The 22,290-nt window shown below is 60.2% G+C and carries 16 protein-coding genes; all 16 read left to right on the top strand.

Features of this window, described 5'->3' with window-relative positions; all coding sequences use genetic code 11:
• Window positions 1-177: 177 nt before the first annotated feature.
• Window positions 178-1,242 (top strand): pilus assembly protein PilM, encoded by a 1,065-nt coding sequence (locus tag F8N62_RS27220; protein ID WP_150713571.1) that lies wholly within the window; start codon window positions 178-180, stop codon window positions 1,240-1,242.
• Complete coding sequence (locus F8N62_RS27215) at window positions 1,242-1,808, top strand: PilN domain-containing protein (protein ID WP_150713570.1); 567 nt, start codon at window positions 1,242-1,244, stop codon at window positions 1,806-1,808. Before F8N62_RS27220 ends, F8N62_RS27215 begins: the two co-directional genes overlap by 1 nt.
• Window positions 1,805-2,428, top strand: a complete 624-nt coding sequence (gene pilO, locus F8N62_RS27210; protein ID WP_150713569.1) for a type 4a pilus biogenesis protein PilO — start codon at window positions 1,805-1,807, stop codon at window positions 2,426-2,428. Before F8N62_RS27215 ends, pilO begins: the two co-directional genes overlap by 4 nt.
• Window positions 2,425-2,952 carry a pilus assembly protein PilP gene (locus F8N62_RS27205; protein ID WP_150713568.1) on the top strand — a complete coding sequence of 176 codons (528 nt, stop codon included), beginning with the start codon at window positions 2,425-2,427 and terminating at the stop codon, window positions 2,950-2,952. Before pilO ends, F8N62_RS27205 begins: the two co-directional genes overlap by 4 nt.
• Window positions 2,953-2,965: 13 nt before the next feature.
• Window positions 2,966-5,041 carry a type IV pilus secretin PilQ gene (gene pilQ, locus F8N62_RS27200; protein WP_150713567.1) on the top strand — a complete coding sequence of 692 codons (2,076 nt, stop codon included), beginning with the start codon at window positions 2,966-2,968 and terminating at the stop codon, window positions 5,039-5,041.
• 4 nt (window positions 5,042-5,045) lie between these two features.
• Window positions 5,046-5,564, top strand: coding sequence for a shikimate kinase AroK (aroK, locus tag F8N62_RS27195; RefSeq protein WP_150713566.1), 519 nt, complete (start codon window positions 5,046-5,048; stop codon window positions 5,562-5,564).
• A 151-nt stretch (window positions 5,565-5,715) separates the two neighbouring features.
• Complete coding sequence (gene aroB / locus F8N62_RS27190) at window positions 5,716-6,816, top strand: 3-dehydroquinate synthase (RefSeq protein WP_150713565.1); 1,101 nt, start codon at window positions 5,716-5,718, stop codon at window positions 6,814-6,816.
• A 10-nt stretch (window positions 6,817-6,826) separates the two neighbouring features.
• Window positions 6,827-8,422 (top strand): AAA family ATPase, encoded by a 1,596-nt coding sequence (locus F8N62_RS27185; RefSeq protein ID WP_150713564.1) that lies wholly within the window; start codon window positions 6,827-6,829, stop codon window positions 8,420-8,422.
• A 350-nt stretch (window positions 8,423-8,772) separates the two neighbouring features.
• Window positions 8,773-13,218 carry a glutamate synthase large subunit gene (gene gltB / locus F8N62_RS27175; RefSeq protein WP_150713563.1) on the top strand — a complete coding sequence of 1,482 codons (4,446 nt, stop codon included), beginning with the start codon at window positions 8,773-8,775 and terminating at the stop codon, window positions 13,216-13,218.
• Between the two features lie 33 nt (window positions 13,219-13,251).
• Window positions 13,252-14,670 (top strand): FAD-dependent oxidoreductase, encoded by a 1,419-nt coding sequence (locus F8N62_RS27170; RefSeq protein ID WP_150713562.1) that lies wholly within the window; start codon window positions 13,252-13,254, stop codon window positions 14,668-14,670.
• Window positions 14,671-14,917: 247 nt separating this feature from the next.
• Window positions 14,918-15,985 carry a uroporphyrinogen decarboxylase gene (hemE, locus tag F8N62_RS27165; RefSeq protein ID WP_150713561.1) on the top strand — a complete coding sequence of 356 codons (1,068 nt, stop codon included), beginning with the start codon at window positions 14,918-14,920 and terminating at the stop codon, window positions 15,983-15,985.
• A 292-nt stretch (window positions 15,986-16,277) separates the two neighbouring features.
• Entirely contained in the window at window positions 16,278-17,744 is a 1,467-nt protein-coding gene (gbpA, locus tag F8N62_RS27160) for an N-acetylglucosamine-binding protein GbpA (protein WP_150713560.1), read from the top strand.
• Between the two features lie 79 nt (window positions 17,745-17,823).
• A complete protein-coding gene (locus F8N62_RS27155) occupies window positions 17,824-18,366 on the top strand; it encodes a cytochrome b (RefSeq protein WP_150713559.1) in 543 nt (180 codons plus the stop codon).
• A complete protein-coding gene (locus F8N62_RS27150) occupies window positions 18,363-18,872 on the top strand; it encodes a type II secretion system protein N (RefSeq protein WP_224791423.1) in 510 nt (169 codons plus the stop codon). The genes F8N62_RS27155 and F8N62_RS27150 overlap by 4 nt, the downstream gene beginning before the upstream one ends.
• A gap of 8 nt (window positions 18,873-18,880) precedes the next feature.
• Window positions 18,881-20,809 carry a type II secretion system secretin GspD gene (gene gspD / locus F8N62_RS27145; protein ID WP_150713558.1) on the top strand — a complete coding sequence of 643 codons (1,929 nt, stop codon included), beginning with the start codon at window positions 18,881-18,883 and terminating at the stop codon, window positions 20,807-20,809.
• A complete protein-coding gene (gene gspE, locus F8N62_RS27140; RefSeq protein WP_150713557.1) occupies window positions 20,806-22,287 on the top strand; it encodes a type II secretion system ATPase GspE in 1,482 nt (493 codons plus the stop codon). Before gspD ends, gspE begins: the two co-directional genes overlap by 4 nt.
• Window positions 22,288-22,290 lie beyond the last annotated feature (3 nt).

Here is a 22,290-nt window from a genome sequence, read left to right as displayed (position 1 = left end):
AGGTTTCAGGTAAAAGTAGAACGACCCGAGCATGGCGTAAAAAGCGGAAAAAAACGCTGGGCATTATAAGCATTTTTACGCCGGGGGGCGTCATTTGCGCTGCTGTCAAGACGGGTGGGTTGAACGCAATGGTCATTACAGAGTCCGTAACTCACGGATAGTCATAGGGAATTGGTAGTGCTAGGACTCTTCAATAAAAAAGCCAATACGCTTTTGGGGATCGACATCAGCTCCACGTCGGTAAAGCTTCTTGAGCTAAGCCGTCAGGGCAACCGTTACCGGGTTGAGGCGTATGCGGTAGAGCCGCTGCCTGCCAGTGCCGTCATCGAGAAAAATATCGCCGAGCTCGAAGGCGTGGGCCAGGCACTCGCGCGCGTGCTGCTCAAGGCAAGGACCAGTCTCAGGAACGTCGCCGTGGCCGTGGCCGGGTCGGCGGTGATCACCAAAACCATCGAAATGGACGCCGGGCTTTCCGACGACGAGATGGAAAACCAGCTGAAGATCGAGGCCGATCAATATATCCCTTATCCCTTGGACGAAGTGGCCATCGACTTTGAGGTTCAGGGCGTGTCGGCGCGCAACCCCGAACGGGTGAATGTGCTGCTGGCAGCCTGTCGCAAGGAAAACGTCGAAGTTCGGGAAGCGGCCCTGGCCCTGGCCGGGCTGACCGCTCGCGTGGTCGATGTCGAGGCCTATGCGCTGGAACGTTCTTTCGGTTTGCTGACCAGGCATCTGGCGCCCGCACAGGAGCGTCTGACGGTCGCCATCGTTGATATCGGCGCGACCATGACCACCCTCAGCGTGCTGCACAACGGAAAGATCATCTACACCCGTGAACAACTGTTCGGTGGCCGCCAGTTGACGGAAGAAATCCAGCGACGATATGGCCTGACGCTGGAGCAGGCGGGGCTGGCGAAAAAGCAGGGCGGTTTGCCGGACGATTACGTCAGTGAGGTGTTACAGCCGTTTCGCGATGCACTGGTGCAGCAAGTGTCGCGTTCATTGCAGTTTTTCTTCGCGTCCGGTCAATACAACGCGGTCGACCACATCCTGCTCGCCGGTGGCAGCGCTTCGGTCGCGGGTCTGGACCGGTTGATCGAACAGCGACTGGGCACGCCGACACAGGTGGCCAATCCCTTTTCGGATATGGCCCTGAGCAGCAAGGTCAACGCCGGCGCCCTCGCCGGCGACGCGCCCGCACTGATGATCGCGTGCGGTCTGGCCCTCAGGAGTTTCGACTGATGGCGCGGATCAATCTTTTACCCTGGCGCGAAGAGCTGCGGGAAGAACGGCGCAAACGCTTTTTGCTGGCACTGGTCGCTGTCCTCGCGGGGGCTGTAGGCGCGGTGTTTATTGCGGATCAGGCCATCAGCGCTGCAATCGACCGGCAAATCGCCCGAAACGATTACATCGGCAAACAGATCGCAACGGTTGATGAGCGGATCAAACAGATCAGTGAACTCAAGGCACGTCGCCAGCAATTGGTCGAACGCATGCGCATCATTCAGGACCTGCAAGGCAATCGTCCGATCAGCGGGAGGATTTTCGACCAGCTGGCGCGTACCTTGCCGGACGGCGTGTTTTTCACCGAGGTCAAAATGGAGGGCAAAACCCTATCCATCACTGGCGCGGCGGAATCCAACAATCGGGTCTCGGACCTGATGCGCAATCTCGACGCCTCGGACTGGTTCGACGCGCCCACCCTGACGGAGGTCAAGTCGACCACCGATGGAAAGCTGGATCAGGCCAATGTTTTTCAATTGACCGTTCGTCAGACCCAGCCTGCTGCCATGGAGGCCGTTAAATGAGTCCGGCCGAATGGTTTGAAGGCCTGCGCAAGATCGACATCAACGATCTGGACACCAATAACATGGGGTCCTGGCCTCCCGCCATCAAGGCGCTGTCGGGTGTGCTGCTGATGATCCTGGTGCTGGCGCTGGGCTACAACTTTTCAATCAGCGATCTTCAGAGTCAGCTTGACCTCAAGCGCGACGAGGAGTCGACACTCAAGGAGCAGTTCGCCAACAAGGTGCACATGGCGGCGAATCTGGAGTTGTACATTCAGCAGATGAAGGAAATGGAGAATTCCTTTGGCGTATTGTTGCGGCAATTGCCCAGCGACACCGAAGTGCCGGGTCTGCTGGAGGACATCACGCGAACCGGCCTGGGCAGTGGCCTGGAGTTCGAAGAAATCAAGCTCTTGCCGGAAGTCACCCAGCCGTTCTACATAGAGCTGCCGATCCAGATCACCGTCACCGGCGCCTACCACGACCTCGCCACTTTCGTCAGTGGTGTCGCCGGGCTGCCGCGGATCGTCACCCTGCACGACTTCGACCTCGCACCGGCCAACCCCGAGGGTGGCCCGAAATTGCGCATGAGCATTCTCGCCAAGACCTATCGCTATAACGACAAGGGGCTGCAAAAATGAGCCCGATTCGTTTTGTTCCGCTGGTGGGAATCGTGGCCGTTCTTGCCGGTTGCGGCAGCGGCACTGATTTCAGCGACCTGGACGCGTACATGAATGAAATGCGATTGCGCGCGCCCGGCAGGATTGAACCAACGCCGACGTTCCGGTCTTACCCAACGTTCACCTATAACGCTGCTAACCTGCGGAGCCCTTTTTCCCGGCAGGTCAGGGTCGACCTGGCCGGCCAGAAGCATGGCGCGCGCAACGTCAAACCTGACCCCGGTCGGGTCAAGCAATACCTCGAAGGATTCAACATCGAGCAGTTTGAAATGGTCGGCACGATCTCCAATGCGGCTGGCTCCTTCGCGCTGTTGCGCGGGGCGGGCGGGGTGCATCGGTTGAAAGTCGGCGATTACCTGGGACGTAACGATGGCCGGATCGTCGGCATCAGCGGCTCACAAGTCGATGTGGTCGAAATCGTTCCCGACGGCGAAGGCGCCTGGCTGGAACGTCCGCGGACCATCCCTTTGAAAGAGCACTCATAGTGGAACTCGAACAATGAACAGGATTTTCGCCACCTTCGGAGTTTCGCTATGGATAGCGTTGCTTTCGCCGACGGTACATGCAGCCAACCTCAAGGCGCTGGATGTCGCCGCGCTGCCGGGGGACCGCGTCGAGTTGAAGTTGTCTTTTGATGGTGCTCCGCCGGAGCCTCAAGGCTATACGACGGAGCAGCCGGCGCGGATTGCGCTGGACTTGCCGGGAGTTGTCAGCCAACTGGCCAGCAAAACCCGCGAGCTGGGCGGCGGCAACGCTCGCAGTGCCACGGTGGTGGAAGCCAAGGACCGCACGCGGCTGATCATCAACCTGACTCAGCTGGCGCCGTACACCGCGCGGGTCGAGGGCAACAATCTGTTTGTGGTGGTCGGTCGTGGAGGCAATAACACCACCTCCGCGCCCACAGCCAAAGCGCCGCGCACGGCCATCGCAACACCCGCACCGGCGAAAACCTATGCGCCCGTGAGCAAGGCAATCCGCGGCGTTGACTTCCAGCGCGGCACCCAGGGTGAAGGCAATGTCGTCATCGATCTGTCGGATCCGTCCATCGCCCCGGACATCCAGGAGCGCGACGGCAAGATTGTCCTCGGTTTTGCCGGGACTCAATTACCTGAACCGTTGCGGGTCCGCCTGGACGTCAAGGATTTCGCCACGCCCGTGCAATTCGTCAACGCCAGCGCCACGGGTGATCGGGCGACTATCAGCATCGAACCCAGCGGTGCGTTCGACTATTCGACGTATCAGACCGACAACAAACTGACCGTCAGCATCCGCCCGATGACCGCCGACGACCTGCAAAAGCGCACTGCCGAACGCTTTGCCTACACCGGTGAAAAGCTCTCGCTGAATTTCCAGGACATCGACGTGCGCTCGGTGCTGCAACTGATCGCCGATTTCACCAACCTTAATCTGGTGGCCAGCGATACGGTGCAGGGCGGCATCACCTTGCGCTTGCAGAACGTCCCGTGGGATCAGGCGCTGGACCTTGTGTTGAAAACCAAGGGGCTGGATAAACGCAAGATCGGCAATGTGCTGCTGGTGGCGCCGGCCGATGAGATCGCTGCGCGTGAGCGTCAGGAACTGGAGTCGCAGAAACAGATTGCCGAGCTGGCACCGTTGCGTCGCGAACTGCTGCAGGTCAATTACGCCAAGGCGGCCGATATCGCTAAGCTCTTCACGTCGGTGACCAGCGCCGAGGCGAAAATCGACGAGCGGGGCTCGATCACCGTTGATGACCGGACCAACAACATCATTGCCTACCAGACCCAGGACCGCCTCGACGAGCTGCGCCGCATCGTCGCGCAACTGGATATCCCGGTGCGTCAGGTCATGATCGAAGCGCGAATTGTCGAAGCCAACGTCGATTACGACAAAAGCCTCGGCGTGCGCTGGGGTGGCTCGATACAAAAGGGCAACTGGAATGGCTCCGGGGTCAATGGATCGTCGACCACTATCGGCACGCCCGGCAGCACCAGCACCAACTCACCGTTCGTCGATCTGGGAACCTCGGCCAACACCTCGGGGCTCGGCATCGCCTTCATCACCGACAATGTCTTGCTCGACCTCGAGCTGACAGCGATGGAGAAAACCGGCAACGGGGAAATCGTCTCACAGCCCAAGGTGGTCACCTCCGACAAGGAAACCGCGAAAATCCTCAAGGGCACCGAGATTCCGTACCAGGAAGCCAGCTCCAGTGGCGCTACCTCTGTGTCCTTTAAAGAAGCCTCGCTCTCGCTGGAAGTGACGCCGCAGATCACGCCGGACAACCGCATCATCATGGAGGTCAAGGTTACCAAGGACGAACCGGACTACCTGAACAAGGTGCAGGACGTACCGCCGATCAAGAAAAACGAGGTCAACGCCAAGGTCCTGGTCAATGACGGCGAAACCATCGTCATCGGTGGCGTTTTCTCAAATACTCAGAGCAAGGTTGTAGATAAGGTGCCATTTCTCGGTGATGTGCCGTATCTTGGCCGCCTTTTCCGGCGTGACGTGGTTTCGGAGAAAAAATCCGAGCTGCTGGTATTTCTCACTCCGCGTATCATGAACAACCAGGCGATTGCTGTGAGTCATTGATTCTGTGCGAAATTTGATTCTTGTTGGACCGATGGGTGCTGGAAAAAGCACCATCGGCCGGTTGCTGGCCAAAGAGCTGCGCCTGCCGTTCAAAGATTCCGATAAGGAAATTGAATTGCGCACGGGTGCCAATATCCCGTGGATCTTCGATAAGGAAGGCGAACCGGGCTTTCGCGACCGCGAGCAGGCGATGATTGCCGAACTGTGCGACTGCGATGGCGTGGTGTTGGCAACCGGCGGCGGGGCGGTCATGCGCGAAGCCAATCGGCGGGCGCTGCACGCCGGTGGTCGGGTGGTTTACCTGCATGCTTCCGTTGAGCAGCAAGTCGGGCGTACCGCCCGGGATCGCAATCGACCCTTGCTGCGTACGGCCGACCCGGCCAAGACGCTTCGCGACCTTTTGGAGTTGCGCGATCCGCTTTACCGGGAAATCGCGGACCTGGTGGTGGAAACCGATGAGCGGCCGCCGCGCATGGTGGTGCTCGACATTCTCGAACGCTTGCAGCAACTGCCTCCCCGTTAAAGCGCAGCGCGAAATGCGCTATCCTCGACGTCCTGCCATGACCGCCCAGGGTTGTGGCGGATGGCGACCAAACGGCGTCGCACCGGCAGATGCCGTAGACATTCGATAATTCAAGGCAGGACGCCTGATTCCATCTTCATTGTGGGGACACATGCAGACACTCAAGGTCGATCTAGGCGAGCGCAGCTACCCGATTCATATTGGCGAAGGCCTGTTGGATCAGCCTGAGCTGCTGGCCCCGCATATTCGCGGACGGCAAGTGGCGATCATCTCCAACGAAACCGTCGCGCCCCTCTATCTTGAACGTCTGACCCGCAGCCTCGCGCAGTTCTCGGTGATCTCCGTGGTGTTGCCGGATGGCGAAGCCTTCAAGAACTGGGAAACCCTGCAACTGATTTTCGACGGTCTGCTGACCGCGCGGCACGACCGCCGCACCACGGTCATCGCCCTCGGTGGCGGTGTGATTGGTGACATGGCCGGTTTTGCGGCAGCCTGCTACCAGCGTGGCGTCGATTTCATTCAGGTTCCAACCACATTGCTGTCGCAAGTCGACTCTTCTGTGGGCGGCAAGACCGGGATCAATCACCCGATGGGCAAGAACATGGTCGGCGCTTTCTATCAGCCGAATGTGGTGCTGATCGATACCGCCTCCCTCAATACCCTGCCGGCCCGCGAGTTGTCCGCCGGGCTTGCTGAAGTCATCAAATACGGGCTGATCTGCGACGAGCCGTTCCTGACCTGGCTCGAAGAGAATGTCGATCGCCTGCGCGCCCTGGATCAGGTGGCACTGACCTACGCCATCGAGCGTTCCTGTGCGGCCAAGGCCGCGGTAGTTGGCGCCGATGAAAAGGAAACCGGGGTTCGTGCCACATTGAACCTGGGGCACACCTTTGGCCACGCCATCGAAACCCACATGGGCTATGGTGTGTGGCTTCATGGAGAGGCGGTCGCTGCTGGCACCGTAATGGCTTTGGAAATGTCCGCGCGTCTCGGCTGGATCAGCGAGCAGGAGCGTGATCGTGGCATACGCCTGTTCCAGCGTGCCGGCCTGCCGGTCATCCCGCCTGAAGAGATGACGCAAGCCGATTTTCTCGAACACATGGCAGTTGACAAGAAAGTGATCGACGGTCGTTTGCGCCTGGTGCTGCTGCGCCACATGGGCGAAGCGGTGGTGACCGACGATTATCCGAAAGAAGTTTTACAGGCCACGCTGGGAGCGGATTACCGCGCCCTGGCTCAGCTTAAAGGTTAATAAGATCCCGATGACTAGTTTGCATGCCGACGAGGCTTTCCTCGGCCACTTCCAGTTGAGTCATGACCCTTTTGCTCCACGGGTGCCTGGCTTCAAATTCTTCCCGGCCCAGCGCAAACCGGTGCTGGGGCAACTGCATCATCTGGCCCGCTATAGCCAGTTGTTGCTGGTGGTGACCGGCCCGCAAGGCAGTGGCAAGACGCTGTTGCGCCAGGCGCTGGTCGCCAGTACCAATAAACAATCGGTGCAAAGCGTGGTGGTGTCCGCCCGTGGCGCCGGCGATGCGGCTGGCGTGTTGCGTCAGGTGGCTCAAGCGCTGAATGTCGCTCAGGCCGAAATTGGCCCGATCCTGGCTCAAGTGGTGCAACTTGCGCTCACCGGGCAGGAAGTCTATTTGCTGGTGGACGATGCCGAGCAACTCGACGAGTCTGCGCTGGATGCCTTGATGGAATTGGCCGCCGGTGCGCCAGAAGGTCGCCCGCACGTGTTCCTGTTTGGCGAGTCGTCGCTGATCGCTCAGCTCGAGGCATTGAGCCTCGAAGAAGAACGTTTCCACGTCATCGAATTGCAGCCTTACACCGAAGAAGAAACCCGCGAATATCTGGATCAGCGGCTTGAAGGCGCGGGTCGGGGTATCGAACTTTTCACCGCAGATCAGATCTCTGATATTCACGAAAGCTCCGACGGCTGGCCTGGCAACATCAATCAGGTTGCCCGCGATGCACTGATCGAAGTCATGATTGCCAGCCGCTCAGCGGTCAAGCGTCCAAGTATGGGGTTCAACATGCCGAAGAAACACGTATTGGCGATATCCGCCGTCGTCGTGGTCGCGGTAGCCGCCGCCTGGCTGATGCCGGGTCGCAGCAAAGCACCGACCACCGGCACACCTGCCAACGAACAGGCGCAACTGCCGCTCGGCCAGGGCACGCCGCAACCGAACAGCGGCGGCGCGCCGGCCGTCGAATTTGCCGGTAACTCGCAGCCGATGCCGTTGCCGCTGGTCGGCAACTCGCAACCGGTCATGCGCAGTCCGCTTGCCGAAGCCGCCGGCGGTATTACCGAAGGCGACGACGGCGTGCCGGTCGAAGGTTCCAGCGAGACGCCGCCGACCGTGACCACCACCGCGCCGCCTGCGGGCGTTCCGGCTGGTCCGGCGCCGACAGCGGCTGCCAAGCCGACGCCTGCACCGACTCAGGTCGCGACGGCTAAACCGGTCCCGACAGCGCCAGCCATCAAGCCCGCTCCAGCGCCAGCCAAGCCGGCCGCCGCTGCCGCCGCCAAACCTGCCGAGAAGCCAGTCACCGTGGCCAAGGCCGCTGGCGGCACCTGGTACGCAGGCCAGGCCCCGGGCAATTACGTGGTGCAGATCCTCGGCACCAGCTCCGAAGCGAGCGCGCAAAGCTTCGTCAAGGAGCAGGGCGGCGAGTACCGTTACTTCAAGAAAGTCCTGAACGGTAAACCGCTTTACGTCATTACCTATGGCAGCTTCGCGAACCGCGATGCAGCCCTCAGCGCCATCAAGGCCTTGCCAGCGAAGGTTCAGGCTGGTAAACCTTGGCCTCGCACTGTCGCCAGCGTCCAACAGGAACTGGCAGCAACTCGCTGAAGATTCGGCGGCCTTACCCAGGCCGCCTCTCCCGGCACCTCAAAATTTCTGCAAGCGCGCGCTGGTCTTCAAGACCGCGTGCCTTGTGGTGTCTGCGTCACAGTAGTCTTTGAGTCGTAGCGGTCAGAATTAAAAAAGTTTTGACTAGCACAGCAGATCGCTTTAAACCTTTCATAAATGCGACATAGATTTGCGACAGTTCGTCGTCAAATTTGTGAGCCTCTGTGTCGGTGTGTACAATGACCTCCCTTTTGCCCCCGCAAAGCTGGCGTACGTTCGGCGCGAATGGCAAGTGGTTGAATTGAAAAGAAATTTGCCTCGAAAAGAGGCAGCCTGGTGAGAAAGTGTCTATGAAAGCAGGTCTGTACCAACCAGATGAATTCAAGGATAACTGCGGTTTCGGCCTGATAGCCCATATGCAGGGCGAGCCCAGTCATACCCTTTTGCAAACGGCCATCGAGGCCCTGACCTGCATGACCCACCGCGGTGGGATCAACGCCGACGGCAAGACCGGTGACGGTTGCGGTCTGCTGATTCAAAAGCCGGATGCGTTCCTGCGAGCCATCACCCAGGAGACCTTCGGCGTCGAACTGCCCAAGCAATATGCGGTGGGCATGGTCTTCTTCAACCAGGACCCGGTGAAAGCCGAAGCCGCTCGCGAGAACATGAACCGCGAGATCCTGGCCGAAGGCCTGACCCTGGTGGGCTGGCGCAAAGTGCCAATCGACACCAGCGTTCTCGGCCGCCTGGCCCTTGAACGCCTCCCTCAGATCGAGCAGGTGTACATCGGCGGTGAAGGCCTGAGCGATCAGGACATGGCGATCAAGCTGTTCAGCGCCCGTCGTCGCTCGTCCGTGGCCAACGCCGCCGACGTCGATCACTACATCTGCAGCTTTTCCCACAAGACCATCATTTATAAAGGCCTGATGATGCCGGCGGATTTGACCGCCTTCTATCCAGACCTCAGCGACCAGCGCCTGCAAACCTCGATTTGCGTGTTCCATCAGCGCTTCTCCACCAACACCCTGCCGAAATGGCCGCTCGCCCAGCCGTTCCGCTTCCTCGCCCACAACGGCGAGATCAACACCATCACCGGCAACCGCAACTGGGCCCAGGCCCGTCGCACCAAGTTCACCAACGATCTGATGGATCTGGAAGAGCTCGGCCCGCTGGTGAACCGCGTCGGTTCCGACTCCTCGAGCATGGACAACATGCTCGAGCTGATGGTCACCGGTGGCATCGACCTGTTCCGTGGCGTGCGGATGATCATTCCGCCTGCGTGGCAGAACGTCGAAACCATGGACCCGGATCTGCGTGCGTTCTACGAATACAACTCGATGCACATGGAGCCGTGGGACGGCCCGGCCGGCGTGGTCATGACCGATGGTCGCTACGCGGTGTGCCTGCTTGACCGTAACGGTCTGCGCCCTGCGCGTTGGGTCACCACCAAAAACGGTTTCATCACCCTGGCCTCGGAAATCGGTGTCTGGAATTACCAGCCTGAAGACGTGATCGCCAAGGGCCGTGTGGGCCCGGGCCAGATCTTTGCCGTGGACACCGAAACCGGTCAGATCCTCGACACCGACGCCATCGACAACCGCTTGAAGTCCCGTCATCCGTACAAGCAATGGCTGCGCAAGAATGCCCTGCGCATCCAGGCGACCATGGAAGACAACGACCACGGTTCGGCGTTTTACGACGTCGACCAGCTCAAGCAGTACATGAAGATGTACCAGGTCACGTTCGAAGAGCGTGATCAAGTGCTGCGACCGCTCGGCGAGCAAGGCTACGAGGCCGTCGGCTCGATGGGCGACGATACGCCGATGGCCGTGCTGTCCCAACGCGTGCGCACGCCGTACGACTATTTCCGTCAGCAGTTCGCGCAGGTGACCAACCCGCCGATCGACCCGTTGCGTGAAGCGATCGTCATGTCGCTGGAGATCTGCCTCGGGGCCGAGCGCAACATCTTCCAGGAGTCGCCGGAACACGCCTCGCGCGTGATCCTCAGCTCGCCGGTCATCTCCCCGGCGAAGTGGCGCTCGCTGATGAACCTCGATCGCCCGGGCTTCGAACGCCAGGTCATCGACCTCAACTACGACGAAAGCGTTGGCCTCGAAGCCGCAGTGCGTAACGTCGCCGATCAGGCTGAAGAAGCCGTTCGCGCCGGTCGCACCCAGATCGTCCTGAGCGACCGTCACATCGCGCCGGGCAAGTTGCCGATCCACGCTTCGCTCGCCACCGGCGCGGTGCACCACCGCCTGACCGAAAAAGGCCTGCGTTGCGACTCCAACATCCTCGTGGAAACCGCCACCGCTCGCGACCCGCATCACTTTGCGGTGCTGATCGGTTTCGGCGCCTCGGCGGTTTATCCGTTCCTGGCCTACGAAGTGCTGGGCGACCTGATCCGTACCGGTGAAGTTTTGGGCGACCTCTACGAGGTGTTCAAGAACTACCGCAAAGGCATCACCAAAGGCCTGCTGAAAATCCTCTCGAAGATGGGTATTTCCACCATCGCGTCCTACCGGGGTGCGCAGCTGTTCGAAGCCATCGGCCTGTCCGAAGAAGTCTGCGACCTGAGTTTCCGTGGCGTCCCAAGCCGCATCAAGGGTGCGCGTTTCGTCGACATCGAAGCCGAGCAGAAAGCCCTTGCCGCCGAAGCCTGGAGCCCGCGCAAGCCGATCCAGCAGGGCGGTTTGCTGAAATTCGTCCATGGCGGCGAATATCACGCCTACAACCCGGACGTGGTCAACACCCTGCAAGCCGCTGTGCAGCAGGGTGACTACAGCAAGTTCAAGGAATACACGGCGCTGGTGGACAACCGTCCGGTGTCGATGATCCGCGACCTGTTCAAGGTAAAAACCCTGGACACGCCGCTGGACATCAGCGAGATCGAACCGCTGGAGTCGGTGCTCAAGCGCTTCGACTCCGCGGGCATCTCCCTCGGCGCGTTGTCGCCGGAAGCCCACGAAGCCCTGGCCGAAGCCATGAATCGTCTCGGTGCGCGTTCCAACTCCGGCGAAGGCGGCGAAGACCCGGCGCGCTACGGCACGATCAAGAGCTCGAAAATCAAGCAGGTCGCCACCGGCCGTTTCGGGGTGACCCCGGAATACCTGGTGAACGCTGAAGTGCTGCAGATCAAAGTCGCTCAGGGCGCCAAGCCCGGCGAAGGGGGTCAGCTGCCAGGCGGCAAGGTCAATGGCCTGATCGCCAAGCTGCGTTATGCGGTGCCGGGCGTGACCCTGATTTCGCCACCACCGCACCACGACATCTATTCCATCGAAGACTTGTCGCAGCTCATTTTTGACCTGAAACAAGTCAACCCGAAAGCGCTGGTCTCGGTGAAGCTGGTCGCAGAAGCGGGCGTCGGCACCATCGCCGCCGGTGTGGCCAAGGCCTACGCGGACTTGATCACCATTTCCGGTTACGACGGCGGCACCGGCGCATCGCCGCTGACCTCGATCAAATACGCCGGCGCACCATGGGAACTCGGCCTGGCCGAAACCCACCAGACCCTGCGCGGCAACGACCTGCGCGGAAAAGTCCGGGTGCAGACCGACGGCGGCCTGAAAACCGGCCTCGACGTGATCAAGGCGGCCATCCTCGGCGCCGAAAGCTTCGGTTTCGGCACTGCGCCAATGATCGCGCTGGGCTGCAAATACCTGCGTATCTGCCACCTGAACAACTGCGCCACCGGCGTCGCGACGCAGAACGAGAAGCTGCGCAAGGATCACTACATCGGCACCGTCGACATGGTGATCAACTTCTTCACCTACGTCGCCGAAGAAACCCGTGAGTGGCTGGCCAAGCTGGGCGTGCGCTCCCTCGAAGAGCTGATCGGTCGCACCGATCTGCTGGACATTCTCGAGGGCCAGACCGCCAAGCAGAATCACCTCGACCTGACGCCGTTGCTCGGCAGCGATCACATCCCGGCAGACAAACCACAGTTTTGCCAGGTCGACCGCAACCCGCCGTTCGACAAAGGCCTGCTGGCCGAGAAAATGATCGACATGGCCACCTCGGCCATCAACGACATGAGCGGCGCCGAGTTCGCCCTGGATATCTGCAACTGCGACCGTTCGATCGGCGCACGGGTCTCCGGTGAAATTGCACGCAAGCATGGCAACCAAGGCATGGCGAACGCGCCGATCACCTTCCGCTTCAAAGGGACGGCCGGTCAGAGCTTCGGTGTGTGGAACGCCGGCGGCCTGAACATGTACCTGGAAGGCGATGCCAACGACTACGTCGGCAAAGGCATGACCGGCGGCAAACTGGTGATCGTTCCGCCGAAGGGCAGCGTCTACAAGACTCAGGACAGTGCGATCATCGGCAACACCTGCCTGTACGGCGCCACCGGTGGCAAGCTGTTCGCCGCCGGCACCGCGGGCGAGCGTTTCGCGGTGCGTAACTCCGGTGCTCACACCGTGGTGGAAGGCACGGGCGATCATTGCTGCGAGTACATGACCGGTGGTTTCGTCTGCGTATTGGGCAAGACCGGTTACAACTTCGGCTCAGGCATGACCGGCGGTTTCGCCTACGTGCTCGATCAGGACAACAGCTTCGTTGACCGGGTCAACCACGAACTGGTGGAAATCCAGCGGATCAGCGGTGAGGCGATGGAAGCCTACCGCAGCCACCTGCAACGCGTGCTGGACGAATACGTCGCGGAAACCGACAGCGAATGGGGTCGTAACCTCGCTGAAAACCTCGATGACTATCTGCGTCGTTTCTGGCTGGTCAAGCCCAAGGCTGCCAACCTGAAATCGTTGCTTTCCAGCACCCGTGCCAACCCGCAGTGATATGCGCCTGAAGAGTTTGATGAGGTTTTAACAATGGCTGAACGTCTGAATAACGACTTCCAGTTCATCGACGTCGGGCGCAAAGATCCGAAGAAGAAACTGTTGCGTCAACGCAAGAAAGAGTTCGTGGAAATCTACGAACCCTTCAAACCCCAGCACTCGGCCGATCAGGCCCACCGCTGCCTGGGTTGCGGTAACCCGTATTGCGAATGGAAGTGCCCGGTGCACAACTTCATTCCGAACTGGCTGAAACTGGTGGCCGAAGGCAACATCCTGCAGGCCGCCGAGCTGTCGCACCAGACCAACACCCTGCCGGAAGTCTGCGGCCGGGTGTGCCCGCAGGACCGTCTGTGCGAGGGTGCCTGCACCCTCAACGACGGCTTCGGCGCGGTGACCATCGGTTCGGTCGAGAAGTACATCACCGACACGGCGTTCGCCATGGGCTGGCGCCCGGACATGTCCAAGGTCAAGCCGACCGGCAAGCGTGTTGCAATCATCGGCGCCGGCCCTGCCGGCCTCGGTTGTGCCGACGTGCTGGTTCGCGGTGGTGTGTCCCCGGTGGTGTTCGACAAGAACCCGGAAATCGGCGGCCTGCTGACGTTCGGCATCCCCGAGTTCAAGCTGGAAAAGACCGTGCTGAGCAATCGTCGCGAAGTCTTCACCGGCATGGGCATCGAATTCCGCCTGAACACCGAAGTGGGCAAGGACGTGACCATCGAGCAATTGCTCGAAGAATACGATGCTGTGTTCATGGGCATGGGCACCTACACCTACATGAAGGGCGGCTTTGCCGGTGAGGACCTGCCGGGCGTGCATGACGCTTTGGACTTCCTGATCGCCAACGTCAACCGCAACCTGGGCTTTGAAAAGTCGCCGGAAGATTTCGTCGACATGAAAGGCAAGAAGGTCGTGGTGCTCGGTGGTGGTGACACGGCGATGGACTGCAACCGTACCTCGATTCGTCAGGGCGCCAAGTCGGTGACCTGCGCCTATCGTCGTGACGAAGCAAACATGCCGGGCTCGCGCAAAGAGGTGAAGAACGCCAAGGAAGAAGGCGTGAAATTCCTCTACAACCGCCAGCCGATCGCTATCGTCGGTGAAGACAAGGTTGAAGGCGTGAAGGTGGTCGAGACCCGTCTCGGCGAACCGGACGCCCGCGGCCGCCGCAGCCCCGAGCCGATCCCGGGTTCCGAAGAGATCATCCCGGCCGACGCCGTGGTCATCGCGTTCGGTTTCCGCCCGAGCCCGGCGCCTTGGTTCGAACAGTTCAGCATCCAGACCGACAGCCAGGGCCGCGTTGTTGCGCCTGAGCAAGGTCAGTACAAGCATCAGACCAGCAACCCGAAAATCTTCGCCGGTGGCGATATGGTGCGCGGTTCTGACCTGGTGGTGACGGCGATCTTCGAAGGGCGTAATGCCGCTGAAGGGATCCTGGACTACCTGGGCGTCTAAACCCAGTTCTAAACTGCACCGCAATACCTGTGGGAGCTGGCTTGCCAGCGATGCAGGCACCTTGGTGCTTCAGATGCACCGAGGTGATGCTATCGCTGGCAAGCCAGCTCCCACAATGTTTCGTGGTGTTGCAAAAATATGTATTTCATTGCGACAAATTGACCCGATAGACAAAAGGCACGGCTCTTGCCGTGCCTTTTGCGTCGCGCTCTGAGAAAATGCCCGCACTTTTTTTCCGGATGCCGACATGACTGCCCTGAAGAACGACCGTTTCCTTCGTGCCCTGCTCAAGCAACCCGTTGACGTCACGCCTGTCTGGATGATGCGTCAGGCCGGTCGCTACCTGCCGGAATACCGCGCCAGTCGCGCCAAGGCCGGCGACTTCATGAGCCTGTGCATGAACCCGGAATTCGCCTGCGAAGTCACTATGCAGCCGCTCGACCGCTATCCACAGCTGGACGCGGCGATCCTGTTCTCCGACATCCTCACCATTCCCGATGCCATGGGCCAGGGCCTGTACTTCGAAACCGGCGAAGGTCCGCGCTTCAAGAAAGTCGTCAGCACGATGGCCGACATCGAAGCCCTGCCGATTCCTGATCCGCACAAAGACCTTGGCTACGTGATGGACGCGGTCAGCACTATCCGCCGCGAGCTCAACGGCCGCGTGCCGCTGATCGGCTTCTCTGGCAGCCCATGGACACTGGCGACCTACATGGTCGAAGGCGGCTCGTCGAAAGATTTCCGCAAGACCAAGGCCATGCTCTACGACAACCCGCAAGCCATGCACTTGCTGCTGGATAAACTCGCGCAGTCGGTCACCAGCTACCTCAATGGCCAGATCATGGCCGGGGCGCAAGCGGTGCAGATCTTCGACACTTGGGGCGGCAATCTCTCGGCGGCGGCGTACCAGGAATTCTCGCTGGCCTACATGCGCAAAATCGTCAGCGGCCTGATCCGCGAGCACGAAGGCCGCAAGGTGCCGGTCATCCTGTTCACCAAGAACGGCGGCCTGTGGCTGGAAAGCATTGCCGACGCTGGCGCTGATGCGTTGGGCCTGGACTGGACCTGCGACATCGGCAACGCCCGCGACCGCGTTGGCGACAAAGTCGCGTTGCAAGGCAACATGGACCCGACCGTGCTCTACGCGAAGCCGGAAGCCATTCGCACCGAAGTCGGGCGCATCCTCGCCAGCTACGGCAAGGGCAGTGGCCACGTGTTCAACCTCGGTCACGGCATCACCCCGGAAGTCGATCCGGAGCATGCGGGTGCATTCCTGCGCGCGGTTCATGAGTTGTCGGCGCAGTATCACGAGTAGTTTTCTTTCGTTTCAATTCAACCTGTCCGGGTTAACCGCCGGACAGGTTTTTTTATGCCCGTTGAACGCTAGGCTCACGAATGCGTTTTTTCCTGTACGAATGTTTTCCCGCTTTGTCAGATAGGTGGCCAGAGAGACCAATCCTCTTGAAGGCGGCGACTTCTCCTACATAGAAACATCCTCCATCCCGGTAACGTTTCAGACCTTCGTTCGGTGACCCACCGAACGGGATTACGAACGGCGGCGTCACTCGGCACGCCTCGATTTTCGATAAGCAGTCTGGAATACAATCATGAAAAAAAACTTCTACAAAGGAGGTGCGTTAACCGCATGCTCCTCTTCAATGATTCTGTTATCGGCAATGTTGGCGTCTCAAACCGTTTCGGCGCATGGCTACCTTGATGTGCCACCTTCACGTGCGCTGCTCTGTCAGAAAGGCGTGAACACGAACTGCGGTGGCGCGCAATACGAACCTCAAAGCGTGGGCGAAACGTTCAAGGGTTTCCCCGCTGGCAGCGGTGGCGGTGCAGGGCAAGGACCGGTCGACGGCAAAATCGCCAGTGGCGGATCTGCGTTGTTCTCCGCGTTGGACGCTCAGTTCGCCACTCGCTGGCATCTGACTGAGATCACAGACCGCAACATCGATTTCCAATGGCGTTACACCGCAGTGCACCCTGCGACCAAGCATGAGTACTTCATCACTCGCAACGGCTGGAATCCAAACGAGTCGCTGAAGCGTACTTCCTTCGAAAGCACGCCGTTCTGCACCATCGACGGCGGTAATCAGAAGCCTGAGTCGGGTGCCAAGCACAGCTGCACCATCCCGGCAGACAAATCTGGCCACCATGTGATTCTCGCGATCTGGATCGTTGGAGATACCCAAGCGGCGTTTTACAACCCGGCGGACGTGAACATTATTGCGGAAGCGGAGTTGCCAGGTGGCTGGTTATCCGTGGGTGGCATCGCGCCGTCAACTCAGTTGCTGATCGGTGACAAGGTCAAGGCTCGTGCCTTCTCACGGACTGGCGAGAGTCCGGACTACAGCGTCGAAATCTCTATCGATAAAATCGAAGAGGGTTCGCCAAACGAGTGGTCGTTCAAGCTGGCAGAAAAAATCAACAGCACCCACACACTGATCCGTGCCGGTATCCGTGATGACGCCGGCGAAATTGCACCGGTTCGGGGTAACAACTCTCTCTACGCGCAGAAAGACAGCGGCATTACCCGTTACGAAGTGCAGCTGAACATGAAGGAGGACACCGCTGCCCGCATGTCGGTCGCTTCTCAGCAAGCGGAATACGTGCTGGATAAAGGCCTGGCCAAGGTCGATTTCAGCATGATCGCCAACCGCAAAATGAATGTCGAAGCGACCTTGTTCGATGAGAACAACAAGCCCGTCGGCACGACCTCCGCTCAGGTGGACAGCGGCACCAGCAGCCTGACCATGGATGTTCGCAGCAACCCCGGCCCACACACCTTGACGCTGGTCGGCACCACCCTTGATGGCCGTACCACTCGCCAGGACACCCAGCCCACCAACATGACCGGCGAAGGTGCCGGCGCCGATTACGACTTTGTATTCCCCGACAGCTTCACCGAGTACAAGGCCGGCACCAAAGTGCTGCAACCGAAGACCAACGAAGTCTTTGAATGCAAGCAGGGTCAGGAAGCGGGTTACTGCAAGCAGTACAGCCCGACCGCCAACGGATTTGAACCCGGTGTAGGCGCGCACTGGCACATGGCGTGGAACAAGCTCTAAGTCCCGCCCTGTAACACTTCAGGCGATCCGTGAAGGATCGCCTGAAAGCTCCTTCTCCTGTTGAAAATCGAGTTGAAAAATGACGATTTTGGGTTATTCCACCCAACGCGTATGGCTGCACTGGTTGTCGGCGGCGGTGATTGTTTGGACGCTGGCGTCGGGTTTTTTTGTGGCCTGGGTCGACGTGCCTGCCCGCGCCGGTGAATGGGTCGCTTTCGTCAATGTATCGTTGACCACGGTGTTCATTCCGTTTTTTGTCTGGCGCCTCTTTCTTTTCGTTGCTCATGCCCGGCACACGCGCCTGAGTCGTTTATCGCTGATGGAAAAACTCGCCCTGTGTGCCCACACGCTGATTTACCTCACGGTGACCGTCGTACTGGTGACCGGGGTGTTGATGATGGATCGGCCGATAGACGTTTTCGGCGTCGTCGAGATGGCTCAGCCGCTGAGTGATTCAGCGCTCATCGCCCTGTTTGTCACGATTCACGTGTGGTCGTGCCTGGTCCTTTCGCTGCTGATACTGATGCATGTCGGCGCGGTCATTTTCCATGAGCTGTGCGGCCATCGCCTATTGCGGCGAATGTCCTTGTGCAGCCTTGTTCGAAGTGAACAGCTCGAGTGAACCGGTGTCTTTGCACATTCAGCCTGATGGTGATTGCCGTCGGGTATGGAGCTTTTCTGGCGTGGCACGAGTGGGCGTATCGCAAAAGCCTGGCGCCACCGTTGTCGGTCGCGGCGACGATCACCCCGCCATCGCCGCCTGTACCCCTCGATCCGGCGGCGGTGGCAACGGTGCTGGGCCTGACAGCTGAAACCACGTTGATGCCAAGCACCGAGCCAATGACCTTGCAGGCCAGTTTTGTCCTCGGCACAGGCTTGTCCAAAGCCTTGCTGGCAGACGCTCAAGGCTCGCGCATGTACCAGGTGGGCGATCAGTTGCCTGGCGGCAGTGTCCTGCGTCGCGTCGAGGCCAGTCGAGCGGTGTTGTGGAACAAGGGCAGAGAAGAAGTGCTGACGCTCAAGACCTCTGCCGGGCGATTTCTGCACCCCTTCGACCCGCAAGCCGAGTCTCAGGCGCCTGCCATTTCTGCGCGTTATCTACGCCCGCACCCCGGGCAGTCAGAGTGATCACTCCCATGAACAGCTTCATCGGCGCGCAGTCTTTGCGCACCCTTCTTTTTCTGGCCGCTTTGGCGACGGTGCTCTTTCATGGCGCGCTGTCGGCCGAGGAAGAAAAATGGCAACTGGCGATGAACAATGCCGAGCTGCGTGACATCGTTGAAGAAATCTCCGGCATTCTCGGCACCACGGTCGTGCTCGACCCTCGAGTGGCCGGGCGCATCACGGTCATGTCCCGACAAGCCCTCGATCGTGAGGGTGTTCGCCGCTTGTTTTATTCGGTGCTCGACGCCCACAACTTCACGGTGATCGACGAGGGTGACCGGATACTGATTACCCCGGTCACCGAAGCCAAAACCCGAGCGGGTCAAGGCACGGCGAAAACCGCCACGGCGTCGCAGTTCGTCACCCAGGTCATCGAATTGAACACCAGCAGTGCCAACGACCTTTCCGGGCTGGTGCGGCCTCTGGTCTCGGCCAACGGCTATGTCGGGCCTTCGGTCTCGGCGAACGCGCTGGTGGTGACCGATACGGCCGCTAATGTGAAGCGTATTGCGCAGGTCGTTCAACAGCTGGATGCCGGGAATAACAACCGGCACACCGTGGTGCAACTGCTGCATGCGCAGGCCGCCGATGCAGTGACGGTGATTGAATCCTCTCTGGGCAAGCGCAACGCCGACACAACGATTCAAGTGCTCGCCGACACCCGCACCAACCGCTTGATTCTGATTGGCCCACCTGCGGTGCGCCAGCGCCTGAGTGAGCTGGCGCGTGGCCTCGACACGCCCGCCACCGCAGCCCTCGACAACGCCCGAGTGATTCGCTTGCGCCACAGTGATGCCAAGCAATTGGCCGAAGTACTGGAAGCCATGGGGCAGGGTCGAAAGCAGCCATCGACCATTAACGGTGTGAAGGAAAACCCGTCCGGCGCGGCATTCATCATCAAGGCCGACGAAAGCCAGAACGCGCTGGTGCTGATTGCCGAGCCGGCGCAGATCCGAACTGTCGAAAACATCGTGCGGCAGTTGGACCAGCCGCGGGCGCAAGTGCTGATTCATGCCGCCATTGTCGAAATTTCCGGAGACATCGCCGAAGCCGTGGGCGTGCAGTGGGGCATCAACAGCGGCGACGCGACAGGCTTCATCAACTTCCCCGGCACCGACATTCCAATCATCGGCGGGCTGAACTTCACTGAGAATAAATCTGCCCCGGAAGGCGCACTCCTGCACCTGGGCAGTGACCGTTTCGGGGCGTTGATTTCGGCACTGGCCAGCAACACCCACAGCAATCTGCTCTCAACCCCGAGCCTGCTGACGCTGGACAATCAGGAAGCGGAAATCATCGTCGGCCAAAACGTCCCGTTCAAGACCGGCTCCTACGCCACCAACAGCAATGGCGCGGAGAATCCTTTCACCACCGTCGAACGCAAGGACGTCGGCATCAGCCTGAAGATCAAGCCGTACATCAACGAAGGCTCGACCTTGCGTCTTGAGGTCGAACAGGAAGTGTCAGACATCGCGCCGTCGGTCTCGGGCATCGATTCTTCAGACCTGATCACCAACAAGCGCGCCCTCAAGAGCACCATCCTCGCCGACGACGGCGAGATCATTGTGATCGGTGGTCTGATCCGCGACAGCGTTCGCACCCAGCAAAGCGGGGTGCCACTGCTGCGCGATATTCCGTACCTGGGCGCGCTGTTTCGCTGGACCCGGGACACGCAAACCAAAAGCAATCTGATGGTGTTTTTGCGGCCCACCATCGTGCGCAGCAAGGAAGACCTGGCGGCCGTAAGCCAGCAGCGCTACAACGCGCTGCGGGAGCTGAGCCAGCCGGGGGCGCACGGCAATAACTCGTTGCTGCTGCCGGCAGAATCGCGTCAGTTGTTCGACCCGCCAGGCGCCGCTCCCGTGCTCGATTTGCGCAAAAAAGCACCGGCAAATCCATGAGCCTTTCGAACGATCTCCCCGAACAATTGCCCTTCGGTTTCGCCCGGCGTTTCGGCGTACTGCTGGAGCGAGACGGCACGCAAATGAGCCTTGCACTGCGCGCTGACACGCCGCTCACCGCGCTGTCGGAAGTGCGTCGGGCATGCGGCCGGGATCTGCCAATCCGGGTGCTGGACGCCGATGGCTTCGCCGCGCGCCTTGCCGCCGCCTACCGTGAAGGCCAGAGCGCGGCGGAGCAGGTCGCCCAAGGGCTGGACGACGAACTGGACTTGCTCAGTCTGGTCGATCAGGTTCCGCAAACCGCCGATTTACTGGAACAGCAGGGCGACGCGCCGATCATCCGCCTGATCAACGCCCTGCTCAGCGAGGCCGTGCGCGAGCAGGCGTCCGACGTACACCTCGAGACGTTCGAACACTCGCTGTCGGTGCGCATGCGGGTCGACGGACAACTGCGCGAAATGCTCAGGCCCCGACGGGAACTGGCGACGCTGCTGGTGTCACGGATCAAGGTCATGGCGCGCCTGGACATCGCTGAAAAGCGGGTGCCGCAGGATGGTCGCATGGCCCTGCGACTGGCCGGGCATGAAGTCGATGTGCGGGTTTCGACACTGCCGTCGGCCCACGGCGAGCGCGTGGTGCTGCGCTTGCTCGACAAACAGGCCGGGCGCCTGGAATTGCCGCGCCTCGGCATGCCGGCCGACACCTTGGCGGCGTTGCATCAGCTACTCGCAAAACCTCACGGCATTCTGTTGGTGACCGGTCCCACCGGCTCCGGCAAGACCACCAGTCTGTACGCCGCACTCAGCAGCCTGAACGACCAGACGCGCAACATTCTCACGGTCGAAGACCCGATCGAATATCACCTGCCGGGTGTCGGCCAGATGCCGGTCAATCCGAAAGTGGACATGACGTTTGCCCGGGGCCTGCGAGCGATTTTGCGTCAGGATCCGGACGTGGTGATGGTCGGCGAGATCCGTGATCGCGAGACGGCGGAAATCGCCGTTCAGGCCTCGCTGACCGGGCATCTGGTGCTCTCGACCTTGCACACCAACAGCGCGGTGGGCGCGGTGACGCGGCTGGTCGATATGGGGGTCGATACCTACCTGCTGGCGTCGTCGCTGGTGGGCATTCTGGCCCAGCGATTACTGCGCACGTTGTGCCCGCACTGCAAGGCGCCGTACTGCGCCGATGCGGCGCAATGTCAGCGCCTGGGTATCGATTCTGCGGCGCTGCCACAGCTGTTCAGAGCCGTGGGCTGTGATCAGTGTCAGCACGGTTATCGCGGGCGAATCGGCATCTACGAGTTGATCAGTGTCACGCCGGCCTTGTCGGTGCTGATTCATCAGGGCGCCAGTGAGCAGGTGTTGATCGAGGAGGCGCGCAAGGTGTCCCGCAGCTTGTTTCAAGACGGTCGGCAACGAGTGCTCGACGGCGTGACCAGCCTCGATGAGTTATTGCGCGTGACCCAGGAGGACTAGCCG

It is taken from the genome of Pseudomonas fluorescens (assembly GCF_902497785.1).
Taxonomy (GTDB): domain Bacteria; phylum Pseudomonadota; class Gammaproteobacteria; order Pseudomonadales; family Pseudomonadaceae; genus Aquipseudomonas; species Aquipseudomonas fluorescens_BO.
The sequence above is the reverse complement of the archived record's forward strand: the minus strand, read 5'-3'. Positions and strand labels throughout refer to the sequence as shown.